Source organism: Corynebacterium tuingiense (assembly GCF_046718165.1).
GTDB lineage: Bacteria > Actinomycetota > Actinomycetes > Mycobacteriales > Mycobacteriaceae > Corynebacterium.
On sequence record NZ_CP177101.1, the window covers coordinates 954493 to 968130 of the forward strand.

At 58.0% G+C, this 13638-nt stretch carries 11 protein-coding genes; 5 read left to right on the forward strand and 6 right to left on the reverse strand.

The features are described 5' to 3' along the window. Window positions 1-39: 39 nt before the first annotated feature. Window positions 40-777 (reverse strand): hypothetical protein, encoded by a 738-nt coding sequence (locus ACLI1T_RS04600; protein ID WP_411703152.1) that lies wholly within the window; start codon window positions 775-777, stop codon window positions 40-42. Between the two features lie 146 nt (window positions 778-923). On the opposite strand from ACLI1T_RS04600, the gene ACLI1T_RS04605 reads away from it, so the two are divergent. Both ACLI1T_RS04605 and ACLI1T_RS04610 read left to right on the forward strand, forming a co-directional pair. Next, entirely contained in the window at window positions 924-2627 is a 1704-nt protein-coding gene (locus ACLI1T_RS04605) for a carboxylesterase/lipase family protein (RefSeq protein ID WP_411703154.1), read from the forward strand. Window positions 2628-2709: 82 nt separating this feature from the next. Beyond that, window positions 2710-3567 (forward strand): DNA primase, encoded by an 858-nt coding sequence (locus ACLI1T_RS04610; RefSeq protein WP_411703155.1) that lies wholly within the window; start codon window positions 2710-2712, stop codon window positions 3565-3567. 3 nt (window positions 3568-3570) lie between these two features. Here ACLI1T_RS04610 and ACLI1T_RS04615 read toward each other — a convergent pair whose 3' ends face one another. Next, a complete protein-coding gene (locus ACLI1T_RS04615; RefSeq protein ID WP_411703156.1) occupies window positions 3571-4083 on the reverse strand; it encodes a hypothetical protein in 513 nt (170 codons plus the stop codon). Between the two features lie 112 nt (window positions 4084-4195). Between ACLI1T_RS04615 and ACLI1T_RS04620 the strand changes: the two genes are divergently transcribed. Continuing rightward, on the forward strand, window positions 4196-5434 hold the full coding sequence (locus ACLI1T_RS04620; protein WP_411703157.1) for an MFS transporter: 1239 nt from the start codon (window positions 4196-4198) through the stop codon (window positions 5432-5434). Window positions 5435-5504: 70 nt separating this feature from the next. Here ACLI1T_RS04620 and ACLI1T_RS04625 read toward each other — a convergent pair whose 3' ends face one another. From ACLI1T_RS04625 to ACLI1T_RS04635, 3 genes are all read right to left on the reverse strand, one after another. Next, the gene (locus ACLI1T_RS04625; RefSeq protein WP_411703158.1) at window positions 5505-6797 is read right to left on the reverse strand and encodes an Nramp family divalent metal transporter; all 1293 of its coding nucleotides are present in this window, start codon (window positions 6795-6797) and stop codon (window positions 5505-5507) included. A gap of 93 nt (window positions 6798-6890) precedes the next feature. Further along, a complete protein-coding gene (locus ACLI1T_RS04630; RefSeq protein WP_411703159.1) occupies window positions 6891-10013 on the reverse strand; it encodes a DUF3427 domain-containing protein in 3123 nt (1040 codons plus the stop codon). Window positions 10014-10025: 12 nt separating this feature from the next. Beyond that, complete coding sequence (locus ACLI1T_RS04635; RefSeq protein WP_023026301.1) at window positions 10026-10412, reverse strand: (deoxy)nucleoside triphosphate pyrophosphohydrolase; 387 nt, start codon at window positions 10410-10412, stop codon at window positions 10026-10028. A 127-nt stretch (window positions 10413-10539) separates the two neighbouring features. On the opposite strand from ACLI1T_RS04635, the gene ACLI1T_RS04640 reads away from it, so the two are divergent. Further along, window positions 10540-11886, forward strand: a complete 1347-nt coding sequence (locus ACLI1T_RS04640; protein WP_411703160.1) for a YjiH family protein — start codon at window positions 10540-10542, stop codon at window positions 11884-11886. Between the two features lie 6 nt (window positions 11887-11892). On the opposite strand, the gene hutG is transcribed toward ACLI1T_RS04640, so the two are convergent. Continuing rightward, entirely contained in the window at window positions 11893-12828 is a 936-nt protein-coding gene (gene hutG / locus ACLI1T_RS04645; RefSeq protein WP_411703161.1) for a formimidoylglutamase, read from the reverse strand. A 62-nt stretch (window positions 12829-12890) separates the two neighbouring features. Here hutG and ACLI1T_RS04650 point away from each other — a divergent pair, with 62 nt between their 5' ends. Continuing rightward, window positions 12891-13634, forward strand: a complete 744-nt coding sequence (locus ACLI1T_RS04650) for an IclR family transcriptional regulator (RefSeq protein ID WP_411703162.1) — start codon at window positions 12891-12893, stop codon at window positions 13632-13634. Window positions 13635-13638 lie beyond the last annotated feature (4 nt).

Sequence of the window (13638 nt, forward strand, 5' to 3'; positions counted from 1 at the left end):
CCTTCACTATGTCAGGGGTACTGAATTCGCTCTAAACGATCATTGGGTCCCCGGCTCAGTGTGGGAAAGAGGGGAGAGCTGCTGGCGGGCGTGTTCGATGACCTGATTGGCCAGTTTGCGATTGGCCTTCGTGCCAATGACCGCGCCGATGCCCATGGGCATGAGTTTGCCCACCCAGGCCCACTTCATGCGCTTGGTGATCTGCTTGGTAAATACCTTGGTCAACCGGCCATTGATGCCAGATAGCGTGGGCCCGGAAAAGCGGGAGAGGGAGGCCACGGAACGCGCCCCCGTGACCGTGCCGAGGTCACCGACAAAGGTATCGACCACCGCAGAGCCCTTCGAGCCCGTCAATACCACCAGCACTAGGGCGCGGCGGCGCTCGGGCGAGGAGATGTCATCGCCGCGCAAGTACGCTGACGCCAGGATGTACCACGCGGCGGCTTCAAGAAAGACCACGGATTCCGCACCGATGGTGGCCGCACCCGTAAAGAGCCCGATGCCGGGCACGGATGCGGAGGCACCGGCGGCCGCGCCCGTGCCGGTAGTGATGTTGATGAAATGCTTGTTAATAAAGCCCTGTAGCTCTTGGTAAGTGGCATCTGGGTGGTGCTTCTTTAGGTCCTTGACGTATTTGGAAATAACACCAGATTGCACGGATACCGCGCGGTCCAGGGAGCTCAGCAGCGCCCTAGTAAACCGCCCGCTGTGCTCCGGATCGATGTCATACGTGTCGCTAGCTGCTTTATCCGGGGTGGACTTTTTAAATATGGACATGCCTTTTCCCACACCAATCCTTAAGTTCGTTGGGGCAGTGGTATTAATTGAATTTTTACCTAGCATAGCCCTGACCTTGAAATAAGGTGGGCGCGCATGTGCGATTCGGATCGCCACCGGCGTGCAACCTACCTAAGGTAGGGAGTATGCCTTACCCGCAGGAAAATCAACGTGACACTGGGGACTTTTATTCCGAAGAGTCCACCGCTGCCGCGCGCTTGCGGGCCATGCGCGCACACGAGCGCGCCCGTAAGGCCCACGAACAGGCACAGAACGCCTACGCGGATGAACTGACCGTGCGCACGACCTCCGGCTGGGTGCGCGGGGTCATCGAAGAAGACCTGCGAGTAGATCGCCCCATCAGCGCCGGGCCGGTGCGGACGTGGCGCGGCATCCCCTTCGGTGCCTCTACAGCCGGCGACAACCGCTTCCGCGCCCCACGCCCGACACCGCGTTGGGAGGGCGTGCGCGATTGCAGCCAATTCGGGCCAATCGCCCCACAGCCCACGTACTCCTGGACCGACCGCATCGTCGGCTCCGAGGATTGCCTGTACCTCGACATCGTGCGCCCCCGCACGGAGGAAAAGCTGCCCGTCGTGGTGTACTTGCACGGCGGCAGCTTCATCATGGGTTCGTCCCACATGCTCATGCTGCGCGGGTTTGAGCTCGCCACCCGCATGAACGTGGTCTACGTATCCATCAACTTCCGCCTCAACGCCCTGGGATACCTCGATCTGCGCAGCCTCGGCGGCGAGTGCAGCGCCAACCCCGCCGTGGCGGATCAGATTCTGGCCTTGAAATGGGTTCGCGACAATATCGCTGCCTTTGGCGGTGACCCAGACTCGGTCACTCTCATGGGCGAATCCGCGGGTGGTGCCGCGGTGCTGGCGCTGATGACCAGCCCGCCGGCCGAGGGGCTCTTCCACCGTGCCATTGCCCAGTCCCCACCTATTGCGCTGGTGCATTCCCGTGCCCAATCCACCTTGTGGGCCCGCGAACTTGCGCGCCGGGTGGGCCTGCCGCGCCGGGTGAGCGTGGATGACCTGCGCCAGGAGGACTGCGCGGATGTGGTGCGCTCCGGCCAATCCATGATGTGGCGCGCCGGCGAGCTACTGCACTTAAACTCCTGCTACGCGCCCACGGTGGACGGCGAGCTTCTGCCCGAGCACCCCATCACCGCCTTTGAGCAGGGCCACCAGCACAAAATCCCGCTGCTGATAGGCACGAATTCGGACGAAGCCAGCTTTGGCAAGTTCCTCTTTCAACGCCAAAGCGCCCGAGAACGCGCCGCCCTGCGGCTCTTGGCATCCTACGATCCCCACCACGCCCCTGAGGTCGTCGCCGCCTATCGCGGTGCGGTCCGCCGGGAAGATTTTGCGCACTTGCTTGCCGATGCCCTCTTCTGGGCACCTTCCACCCGCATCGCCAGCGCCCACTCTGAAGTGGCCGATACGTGGATGTACCGCTTCGACTTCGCCTCTGCCGTCTTGAAGTGGCTGGGCTTAGGCGCCATGCACTCGATGGAATTGGGCAATGTCTTTGGCGATCCCCAATCCTCGCGCGCCTCCCTGTTAACCGGCTGGGGCTCGCGCGCTGAGATGGAGGAATTGACCTCCACCATGCAAGATCACTGGGCCGCGTTCATTCACGGCGGCAGCCCCAAGGAGCAGTGGCCGCGCTATGACGGCGGGGAGCGGGCGACCATGATCTTTGATGAACAGGCCTATATCGTGCACGCCCCTAATGATGGACGCCGCCAGGCGTGGGAGGATTACCACATGGCGGAGTGGGGAAGTGGGCGCCCAGAGCTGGTGCGCTCCCTTGGTTTTCAACCACACCGGCGGGATTAGCGGTAGACTCCACAGTGACCGCGGGCGGCGTCTTGCCCACCGCGGGGACCTCTGCTTCCGAAGGATGGATTTTTAAACCACCATGAGCTTTTTCGAAGATATCGCTTCCGCATTGGACGCCGAGGGCATCGAGTCCCGCGTCAACGAAGACGTCATGTTCGTTCCAATCACCTCTGATTTGGAAATCCAGTTTGTTGAAATCGATCCTCTCTTGCCTGCTGCCAACGTGTACATCGCTGCGGCGGATGTAGATGAAGACGATGAAGAATTCGAGGCCGTCTTAGTCTCCGTTGCCTTTTCCGTCGAAGACGCCGTAGAAGCCGTCTCCCGCCACATCGCCACCGACCAGGTTGTTACCGTCCTCCGGGATCTCCTGGAAGGCACCGATGAGCGCATCGCGGAGTTGGAGTTTGACCAAGACGAGCTCAACCCGCACCTGGTGGTTGCGGAAGTAGGCAACGATTCAGAGCTGCGCGTATTAGTAGAAACCATCGACGGCGTGCCCTCTGCCATCGTGCGCTTCCTGGCCTTCGACTTCGATGAAGAAGACATGGAAGAGCTCGAAGATGAGGCCGTCACGGAGCTATGGCAGGTGGATGAGGAAGGCGAAGACCTCGATGAAAACGAGCGCCTTGCCCTCTTTGACAACACCGATTCTGATGACATTCCCATCGTAGAAGTCCCCGCTGAGGCCCTAGAACTTGGTACCTACACCGATTTCGACCGCCTCTTTGACGTGCTCGGCTTGGTCTCGGAACAAGCCCTTGATTGGGAGGCCCAGCTCGTCAACTTTGATGAGGATGACTTCGAGGAACCAGACGTCTACGACATTTTCTGCGAAGATGCCGATGATGACGATGACGAGGACCTTGAGTTCTTCGACACCTTCACCGAAGACGACGACGCTGACGCTGACGACGAAGAAGGCAACAATAACTAAGCCCTAGGCCGCTTGTTGGAATCCCGCGAACAGGGATTCCGGCGAACGGACGGGCTTAAAGGCGCTATCCACCAGCCACACGTAGGTGGCATTCGGCCCGCGAGAGATCTCGTGGACGGCGCCAGCTAATTCTGCGGGGACAAGCGTGCGCACCCATCCTTCCGCCGTGGCGGGATCGACGACCTGCCCAAAGTTGTCGGTGATGCGAATCGTAATGAGATAGGCGGGGATGCGGCTTTCGCCGAACCCGCGGATCCGCGCCTTTACTCGTGCTCCCACGCGGTGGCGGGTAATGCTCATGCTGTAGTCCGCGCCGCCTGGTGTGGGTGGCAGTTGCTTTATGGGCGGGCGCCACGTCGGGGTGGGGCGAGCCAAGGACCGTGGGTGGTGCATGATGGCAGAAATAGAGCTGACGGTCTCATAGTGGTGGTAGGCCAAGTCAGCGGCGATTTCCGTAGCCGTGGCATTGGGTTGACTGGGGACTGTGTGCGAATAGTTCTTATCTACGTTGTGCATGGCACTCACTCTAAGCCGCAGGGCTGACACGAGTTCGAATAATTCAAACATGTGTGCGAACAAGTGGGCTAAATAGCTTTCAGACCTTCAAAGGCATAAGGTTGCACGTGCTATGAAGAGTGCTAATGCCGAACCGGCGCCCTACGAAAAGCCCAAGGTGCCGCGGGAAATCTGGGTAATGGTAACGGCGGCGTTTATTATCGCCTTAGGTTATGGCCTGATCGCCCCGCTTTTGCCGCAGTTCGTGGTCAGCTTCGATGTATCGATGGCCGCCGCTGGCCTGGTGGTATCCATCTTCGCTGCCTCCCGGCTGATCTTTGCACCGGTGTCTGGTTCGTTGGTGGATCGCGTCGGCTCGCGCCGCGTCTATCTGGCGGGACTGATGACCGTTGCCGTGACCACCGGCTTAGTCGCCATTGCCCAAGAGTATTGGCACATCGTGGTGCTGCGTGCTTTGGCGGGCCTTGGTTCGACCATGTTTACCGTGTCCGCGATGGGCCTTATCGTGCGCCTTTCCCCGCCGGCAATTCGTGGTAAGTGTTCCGCTACCTATGCCACAGCATTCCTGCTAGGCAATGTCGCCGGGCCTGTCCTTGGCGCCAGTTTGTCCTTCCTGGGCTTTCGCTGGCCCTTTTTTATCTACGGCATCGGCGTGATGCTTGCTGCTTTCGTTGTCTGGTGGCAGATGCCGCAGATCAACCATTCCCAAACCTCTAGCTCGGAACTTCCGCCCATGCGCCTGCAGGAGGCGTGGGGCGATACTGCCTTCCGTGCGGTGCTGACCTCGAACTTCGCCCATGGTTGGATCAATATGGGCGTGCGTGTTTCTGTCCTGCCACTTTTCGCCGCCGCCATTTTCCATAATGGCGCCGCAGCCTCGGGTCTCGCGCTCGCGGCCTTCGCCGCAGGCAATGCGATCATCCTCCAATTCTCCGGCCGGTGGTCCGATCTCCACGGCCGCAAGCCGCTTATCCTGATTGGCTTGGTGGGCTCCGCAATCTTCATGGTGCTCATGGGCCTGGCCACCAGCGTGTGGTTCCTCTTGCTCGTATCCGCGCTTGCGGGCGCAGCGTCTGGCCTTATCAATCCTTCCCAGACCGCCGCGGTGGCAGACATCGTGGGTAACGAGCGCTCTGGCGGCAAGGTATTGTCCGCCTTCCAGATGGCAGGAGACTTCGGCCAAATCGTGGGTCCCATGCTCATCGGGCTGCTTGCCGATGTCTATGGCTTCCCCACAGCCTTCACCGTCTGCGGTGCCATAGCCATTTTCGGCATCATCGCCTGGCTCTTCGGCCGCGAGCCGCGCGAAGAGGCCAAGGTGGAAGTAGAGCGCATGCCGAAAAATAGTTGACGGAAACCGCTTTGTGCCGGTGAATCCTGCCCCAAGCGGTGCAGAGCTTTGAGGACTACGAGTTACAGGGCTAGAAGAGCCCCGCGACCTGGGACACGCACAGGTAGACAAAGGCCGCGGAAATAATGCCCATCAAGGTGTTGATGAACCAACCATTGCGCCATTCCTTCGGGGTGTGCTTGGTATTAAGCAGTACCAAGAGCGTAAGTCCCAGGAAGGGCATGAAGAATGCGCCCAGAACGCCGTAGCCAATGATCAATCCGGTGGGCTTGCCCAGCAGTAGGAGAAGCATTGGTGGGAAGGTCAACCAGATGAGGTAAGCACGGTAGTACTTACCGCCCGTGCTGGTGCTGGGGTGGCCCTGTGGGAGGTTCTTCAGGTGGCCGACATAGTCAGCGAACATGAGGGATACACCGTTCCACACGCCCAGGCAGGAAGAGAATGCCGCAGAGAAGAATCCAACGATGAACCATTTAGAAATAAAGGCTCCGTAGCGGGCCTCCAGCACGTCCGCCATGTCCACCAGGCCCTGGTCATTATCGGAGACCGCGACATTAGCGCTGTACAAGAGCTCGGCACCAAGGACAAGTGTAGCCAGCACGAAGATACCGGTGACGGCATAGGCCACCGAGTTATCCATGCGCATGACCTTCATCCATTTGGGCGTGAACCACTTCTTTTCGCGCAGCCAGTAGCCGTAGGCGGCAAGGGTAATGGTGCCGCCGACACCGCCGGCGATGGAGAGCACGTAAACGAATGACCCATCCGGGATGGTGGGGACAAGGCCGCGCAGAATCTCAGGCAAATTAGGCGCGGTAATTGCGGCGATGCCCACCACAGTGACGAACATGATGCCAACCAAGATGGCGGCCAGTTTTTCAAAGAGTTGGTATTGCCCCAGCCACGTAAGGACAAAGCACAACACACCGGTCAGGATGGCCCACATGGTCAAGCTAGTACCGGGGAAGAGTGCGCTTAACGCCAAGCCGGTGCCGGACATGGCCGCGGCGCCATAGACCAATCCCCAGATGACAATGTAAGGCGCGAAGTACCACGAGGTCCAGCGTCCTAGCTCCCGCCAGCCGTGGAACATGGTGTTTCCAGTAGCCAAGCTGTAGCGGCCGACGCCTTCTACCAGCACGATTTTCATAATCGTACCGACGATGACGGCCCACAACAGTGCATAGCCGTAGCGTTGGCCGGCAATCATGGTTGCCACCAAGTCGGCGGCACCGACGCCGGTGGCTGCGGCAACCAAACCCGGACCAACGAGGGTCCATTTCACCTTTGCTTGTGGCTCAGAGCTGTGTGTCTGTTGGCCTTCGGCGGATGTAGCGCCAGTGTGGTTATCTGATTGGCTCATGACACTTCCTTAAGTGGCTGTGGTGCGAATCACTTAAAGGAAATGTATCACTATTGATCGGTAGAGTGCAGCAGAATTATTCAATCACGCGTGCTAAGCGACGGTCCGACCGGCAGCGTACAGCGCCTTTGGCATGGTTCTTCGCAGCTTCCATTGGAACCGAATAGGCTTCTCGCCGTGGTGGGAAACATAATCCACAGCGCCTAAAAATGTATAAGCGCTCGCAGTTCCCACCGAGTTCTTCTTAGTGAAGCGAGAGGCGATAAGAATCTTCCCGCCGAGCTCATCATGCTGAATATATCGGCGCGCAGCTTGCGATTTTAAGGATGTAGTAGATTGCGATTCCCAGTGGAGAAGATCCGGTGAAATCGGGTAATCACGGTAATTCGTAGTGGCGCTAACTTGATCGTCCTTTTGGAAGGTCACCAGGAACAAATCCATGTTCGTATCGGGGAAGTATTTCACTCCCTCGCGCGGAAGGCTTACGAGTTTTTCTAGTTCGCCTGTTTGCAAGGCACCGACTAACTCTGCCAGTGAGTAATCGGCGTGGGTTTCTAGAACAGAGTCCTCGCTTGGCTGCGGGATAATGCGCGAAGCATCGTTTTGTAGCCGCATAACCTGTTCGAGTTCCCAAATAACTCGTGGGTGCTTTCTCAATATCGCCAGTGCCTCGTCAAAAGATGACGGGCTGGGTGCATTGGAATTAGCCCAAAAGCCCAAGACCAGCATCCGTGCGAAGGCTTGATCGGTGAGCGTCATATCCTCGAATTGCGAGGTAGAGGATTTTAGGATTCGAAGATAGGCCTCAATGCGCGTCGCATCATTGACATGGAGGAAAACTTTAATCCGATTGAGCAAGAAGCTTTCCATCTCATCGTCACGTGGCTCGAGGAGGTTTTCCTCCCGCAGAAGACGGGTCCACGAGTACTTATTCGGCCGGTAAATATCCTCCAATTCGAGGTTTGCCTCGTCAAGAAACTTTTTGAGATCGGTAGTTCGTATTTCCGCTACCAGCGCACGCACTTTCCGCAAATTGCTCCGTGCCGTCTTCTTAACGTTGCTCAGGACCTGTTCCGTCGTCGACTCATCGAATTGGATGTGCGTTCCCGGTGGTGTGGTGGGAAAGCCCTGCTCTATTTCGGTGAGTAATCGTTTACCACGTTTTCTTGTTAGGGCGTTGAATTTACGCTCAAAATCGTATTCAACATGTTGTTGGCCAATGAAATCGAATACGGTACAAGAATCTTTGCCGGGAGCAAGGCGAAGACCGCGGCCAAGTTGTTGCAGGAAGATAACCGGGCTTTGGGTCGGCCGGAGTAGGAGCAGCGTATTAACCGCAGGAATGTCGACGCCCTCATTGAAAATATCAACGGAGAAGAGAGCCTTAATGGCGCCGGTTTCTAATTGTTTAATGGCTTCCGCGCGTTCAGAGGAAGTTAGTTTACTGGTCACCGCTTGGGCTGGAATGCCAAAATGCTGAAATTGCTGCGCCATATACTCTGCGTGGGCGATGGAAACACAAAAGCCGATCGCCTTCATCTCAGAGAGATCGAAAATCCGTTTGTCCAGTTCATTCAGAATAAATCGCGTCCGCTTTTCACCAGACTTGATATAGAACTCTGATAGCTCGGTGGTGTTGTAATCCTTCTTTCCTCTGTTCCACGTGAGCGAGGAAAGATCCGTGCCGTCTGCGATTCCGTAATAGTGCATGGGGACCAACAGCTGCAGGCGCAAGGCATCCCAGAGGCGTAGTTCATGGGCAATGCGGTAGTCGAAATATTGCTGCACATTTTTGCCATCACCGCGCTCTGGTGTTGCGGTCAGTCCAAGTAATTCGTCTGGTTCAAAATGACTTAGAAGTGCGTTATAAGTTGGTGCTTCGGCATGGTGAAATTCATCGATTACTACGACATCGAATTGATCGGGCGCGAGCTTTTCCATTCGGGTGGAATTAAGCGACTGGACGCTCGCAAATACGAAGTCCCAGTGCCGTGGCTCGACGCCATCGACAAGCAACTCGCCAAAGTCGGCATCCTTAAGCACCTCGCGGTACGTACGCCGCGCTTGGTGGAGAATTTCCTTGCGGTGTGCGACGAAGAGTAAGCGGGGCCGGCGCTTCCACTGTCGGCAAAGATTAAGGTAATCCAGGGCGGCGACCACGGTCTTGCCAGTGCCTGTGGCTGCAACGAGTAGGTTTTTGTGGCGATCCTTTACCTCACGTTCGGACCGCAGTGCCTCGAGCATTTCTTCTTGATAAGGATAGGGAGTAACTTCCAGGCCAGAAAGCTCTAATTGACGCAACGCTTGTGGGGACTCCGTGCCTTTGGCGATGTGCAGGGATTCCTGCAGGCGATCCATGTCACGCGCCGGATCAAAAGTTTTGAAGTGGCTATCGTGCCAGTAGCTGTCGAAGGTCTTAATAAACTTTTCAATGACCTCAGGTGTCGCCGTAGCAGAGCCGCGTACGTTCCACTCCCAGCCATCGATAAGAGCAGACCGCGAAAGGTTCGAGCTTCCAATAAAAGCAGTGTCGAAGCCAGAATTCCGGCGGAAGAGCCACGCTTTGGCGTGGAGGCGTGTGGATTTATGCTCATAACAAATCTTCACATCGGCGCGATATTTTTCTACCAGGCGTTTAAGCGCCGCCGCATCGGAAGCACCACAGTAAGTGGAGGTCAATAGGCGGAACGGAATCTGGTTGTCGCGCAGGTACTGTAGGTGCTGGTCAAGAACACTGATTCCGGAGCTTTTGATGAAGGCACACAGCAAGTCGACAGAATCAGCCGTCTTTATTTCCCGCTCAATCTCACTGGTCAAGCTGGCCTCGCCCTGGGCATTAGTAAAAAGCGCGCTCTTAGTCAGCGATACATCCGGTAGCAGCGGAGGTTCGGCTAAAGAAGTGTTGTAGACGGCGTAGAGGAGTTGCTCGGTATCAATATCTTCGTCCTCGCCAAGTAACCCAGCGATTGTATTGATAAGGGCTACTCGGTCTGCTGAGGATTTAAGCCCCATGAGGCGTTGCTCTAGTAAATCGCCAATGTGTTGAGACATGGCCGAGGTATAGCGCCCGCGAGCGCTATCATCTGTGCCGTTTCCTACCCCGAATCCCGCCGATGGGTGTCGACTTTGCGTTTCCTCCATTCGCTCACGGATGCGTGAGGTCACCGGGGTTTCGTAAACGCCGAAGGGGAGCGAGGAATCCAAGGAATGGCTCATAGCTACAAGATTCTAAGGGCAAAGTTTTTCGACGGCTGGAATATCCGCTGGCGCCCAGGTCAGTTCCATAGCTTCTGCGGGGGTAACCCACCTGGTTGCGTCATGATCGCTGAGGCGAAGTTCGCCGCTGATAAGCGTGCAATAAAAGGTGGTTAGTTCGATGGTGGCAAAGTCATATTCGTAGGTGGTCGTCGTGAGTTTGCTGCCTACGTGCGCGATGAGGTTGAGTTCCTCACGAATTTCGCGGGCTAAAGCCTGTTCGGGTGATTCTCCTGGTTCGATTTTTCCGCCTGGAAATTCCCAATGTCCTTCTAGGGGTTTTCCGGGCTTCTTGCGGCAGGCGAGGAATCGGTTGCCATCGTGAAAGACGGCACCGACGACGCGGATGGGGTTAGACATGGTTCCATTGTGCCTTGAGCCAGAAAACACTAGACAACAAGATGTAATTTAGCTAACATACTCGCAATGTTCGCGTCAGGCTGTCGCGCGGGCTTGATCATCATGCAAGCTTGAGGAGCGGTCTATCGTGACTTCTACTGATTCAGTTAATTCCTCCATCCAGAGCCATGACGGGGAAGTCCTGCGGCCTGGGGGACGGTGGAAACTCTTTGTTTATAGCGCCATTGGCGCGTTCGTGTTCTTCTTTCCTGTGACGTATAAGGAAAAGAACTCCATTCCTTTGGACCACATGGTTACCATCGTGCGCGATAGCATTCCGGCGGTGGTGCCGTGGCTAATTTTTGCGCTCGCAGTGTATGGAACGGTGCGTAGATTTAGTACTGGGGCGTATAAGGAAAGCGCGCTGCAGGCGGTCTTTGCGGTTCTCAATATCGCCGGTGCGGTCATATCCTTTCTCATGGTCATTGACGCGCTGCCGTGGGTTTTAGGCGATGAGGATTTGGTTCCCTTCTTGTGGAACTCCATTGCCACTCCGGTGGGTCTTATCGTGCCCATCGGCGGTACCTTCCTGGCATTTCTTATTGGCTTTGGGCTCCTGGAATTTGTTGGGGTGCTGATGCAGCCCATCATGCGCCCGCTGTGGAAGACGCCAGGGCGCTCCGCCATCGATGCGGTGGCATCCTTTGTCGGATCGTATTCGCTGGGTATTTTGGTCACGGACCGCGTCTATCAAAAGGGCGGTTATACCGGCAGGGAAGCTGCCGTTATTGCTACGGGGTTCTCCACGGTATCGGCAGCGTTTATGGTCATCGTGGCCAAGCAACTGGATTTGATGAATATCTGGGGGACGTACTTCGTCGTCACGCTGGTGGTGACGTTTTTGGTTACGGCCATTACCGTGCGCATCCCGCCGCTGCGGACGATTCCGGATGAATACTGTGAGGGTGCAGAGCCAGACCCGGAGAAGCCGGTGGAAGGATCGCGCTTTAAGAATGCGTGGCGCGAGGCGATGCTGGCTTTGCAGCGCGCGCCGTCGCTGCCACAAGCTATTTGGGATAATCTGCGCGATGGCGTGCGCATGGCCGCGGCCATCGTGCCATCCATTATGTCGGTGGGCCTCATCGGCCTATTGCTCGCGCGCTTTACCCCGATCTTCGAATGGATTGGGTACCTGTTTTATCCCTTTGCCTGGATAGTGCGGCTGCCGGAGCCAGCACTTGGCGGCAAGGCTGCGGCCATGGGCATTGCGGAGATGTTCCTGCCCGCTACCGCTGTGGCAGGCAGCGACAGCATGGTGCTGAAATTCGTCATCGGGGTCGTGGCAGTCTCTGCCATCATCTTCTTCTCCGCCTTGGTGCCGTGCATTTTGGCCACCAAGATTCCGGTGAAGCTATCTCACCTGGTCATTATTTGGTTTGAGCGCGTCGCGCTGACCATCGTGATTGCGACCCCGATCGCGCACCTGCTGTTCTGAGTCTGACTATCCGCTTACCGCTGTGAGATGAGTGGTGACGATGTCATCGATAAGCCGCGCCGCCGCCTTGGCGGTGCGGTTGTCTATGTCGAAGGTGGGGTTGAGCTCGACGACATCGACAAGCGCGAGCTTGCCCGTCGCCGCGATGGCGACCGCCAGGGCACGGATGCGCTCGTAGGCAACGCCGAGGCTGGCCGGGGCGGATACGCCCGGCGCGGTGGGGGCGGGAAGCACATCCAAGTCGATGGAAAGGTGCACCTTGTCCGCGGCGGCGGTGGCCTGGGCGGCGAGCGCGCCGCATTCGGCCGGGGTGAGGTTCACCAGCTTCTCATCCAGGGTGTAGTTGACGCCGAGCTTATCAGCATCGTTGAAGAGCACCGCGGTGTTATTGGGGCGGGAGATGCCGAAGACGGTGTAATCAAAGTCATCGGTGAGCTGGGAAATCTGGGTAAAGGGCGTGCCCGAGGTGGCGTGGTCCGCGTGGCGGAGATCGAAGTGGGCGTCCAGGTTGATGATGGGGGTGGCACCGCGCGCGCGGAAGAGGCCGCGGTGGGAGCCGAAGGCGGTTTCGTGCCCGCCGCCCAAGATGATGGGCAGGGTATCGCTGCTAACGAGTTCTTCGACCTTGTCAGATAGCGCGTCGTGGGCGCCGTCGAGATCATCGGCTTGGGTGGTAATGGTTCCGGCATCGGCAAGCGCATGGCCGTGGTGGACCGCCAGGGAGCCAAGGGCTGTGCGCAGGGCGGCGGGGCCGGCGGCGGCACCCTGGCGGCCGCCATTGCGCAGCACGCCTTCATCAGAGGCAAAACCCAGCAGGGTCACGGGCGCGGATTCGGCCTGGTTGATAACGCTATGCCAGCGCGCGTGCTCGGCGCCGGGGCCATCGGAGCGGCCGGACCATTCGGGGGCGGGAGTAAAAAGCGGGGCTGATTCGGTATTCATAGTGCCGATACTAGAAGCGTGCGATGAATTTGTCTGGCAGTAGCGGAATATAATTGGCCGTTGTGAGTGCTAACCGAGTCCCCGCCGCGCGCCATGCCCTAGACATCCTCAAGCTGCTATCTACTATCGATGTCCCGATTTCCGCCGCCCGAATCCAAGGCGAGCTCGGCCTGCCGCGCTCGACCACGTACCACCTGCTCGCGGAGATGGTCGATGCCGGGTTCGTCGCCCACCTGCCCGAGCACAAGACCTACGGCCTGGGGCTGGCCGCGTACTCGATGGCCTCTGCTTATGTAACCCAGCAACCGTTGGTACGCATGGCCACGCGCGGCCTGGAGGAATGCGCACGGCTGGTGGGCGGATCCGGGCACCTTTCGCGCATGGCGGGATCGGAGATTTTATACCTGCAGGAAGTCCGCGCGCCGGGTGCGACCTCCTTGGTCACGGAGGTGGGGGTGCGCCTGCAGGCGCATAAGACTGCCTCGGGCAGGGTGATGCTGGCGCACCTGCCGGAATGGGAGGTCAAGGCCGCCTTCGATACTGCGGGCGGGGAAAATTTTGGTTTCCTTAAAAAGCAGCTGGACCGGGCCCTTGCGCGCGGATGGGACCAAGAGGTGGAAGAAATCTCGCGGGGGCAGGCCTCGGTGGCGGTGCCCATCCTGGACCACCTGGAGCGGCCCGCGGCGGCCATTGCGGTGACCTATCCCGTGTCCACGCCGGGCGATAGGGTGGAGGCGCTCATCGCGGCGCTGGGCCAGGCCGCGGAGAAAGTTGCGGGGAAAATGTATCGCCAGCGCGAAAAGTGAGGTA

Coding starts and splice junctions, on each gene's coding strand:
- ACLI1T_RS04625 (WP_411703158.1), bottom strand. CDS start 6,797: ATGAGCCAATCAGATAACCACACTGGCGCTACATCCGCCGAAGGCCAA.
- ACLI1T_RS04615 (WP_411703156.1), bottom strand. CDS start 4,083: ATGCACAACGTAGATAAGAACTATTCGCACACAGTCCCCAGTCAACCC.
- ACLI1T_RS04620 (WP_411703157.1), top strand. CDS start 4,196: ATGAAGAGTGCTAATGCCGAACCGGCGCCCTACGAAAAGCCCAAGGTG.
- ACLI1T_RS04605 (WP_411703154.1), top strand. CDS start 924: ATGCCTTACCCGCAGGAAAATCAACGTGACACTGGGGACTTTTATTCC.
- ACLI1T_RS04600 (WP_411703152.1), bottom strand. CDS start 777: ATGTCCATATTTAAAAAGTCCACCCCGGATAAAGCAGCTAGCGACACG.
- ACLI1T_RS04610 (WP_411703155.1), top strand. CDS start 2,710: ATGAGCTTTTTCGAAGATATCGCTTCCGCATTGGACGCCGAGGGCATC.
- ACLI1T_RS04630 (WP_411703159.1), bottom strand. CDS start 10,013: ATGAGCCATTCCTTGGATTCCTCGCTCCCCTTCGGCGTTTACGAAACC.
- hutG (WP_411703161.1), bottom strand. CDS start 12,828: ATGAATACCGAATCAGCCCCGCTTTTTACTCCCGCCCCCGAATGGTCC.
- ACLI1T_RS04635 (WP_023026301.1), bottom strand. CDS start 10,412: ATGTCTAACCCCATCCGCGTCGTCGGTGCCGTCTTTCACGATGGCAAC.